Genomic DNA, 273 nt, shown 5'->3' with positions numbered 1-273 from the left:
ATTGTAAAAGACGATGTTGCAAAGTGACCCTGTTATAGGTCTGTAGCTCAGTTGGTTAGAGCGCACCCCTGATAAGGGTGAGGTCGGCAGTTCAAATCTGCCCAGACCTACCATTACAGAGTTCAGCCGTACACGGGGCCATAGCTCAGCTGGGAGAGCGCCTGCCTTGCACGCAGGAGGTCAGCGGTTCGATCCCGCTTGGCTCCACCACTTACGCCTTACTTGCTTGATCAAATTCAGAAATGAGCATTCGTATCGAATGTTGATTTCTGG

General features: G+C 51.3%; 2 tRNA genes. Both read left to right on the top strand.

What is annotated here, in order from left to right:
- Window positions 1–36 precede the first annotated feature (36 nt).
- Window positions 37–113 (top strand) — tRNA-Ile (locus HU738_RS25835).
- Window positions 114–134: 21 nt separating this feature from the next.
- Window positions 135–210, top strand: a tRNA-Ala gene (locus tag HU738_RS25830).
- Window positions 211–273 lie beyond the last annotated feature (63 nt).

The organism is Pseudomonas vlassakiae, assembly GCF_014269035.2.
Taxonomy (GTDB): domain Bacteria; phylum Pseudomonadota; class Gammaproteobacteria; order Pseudomonadales; family Pseudomonadaceae; genus Aquipseudomonas; species Aquipseudomonas vlassakiae.
The sequence above is the reverse complement of the archived record's forward strand: the minus strand, read 5'-3'. Positions and strand labels throughout refer to the sequence as shown.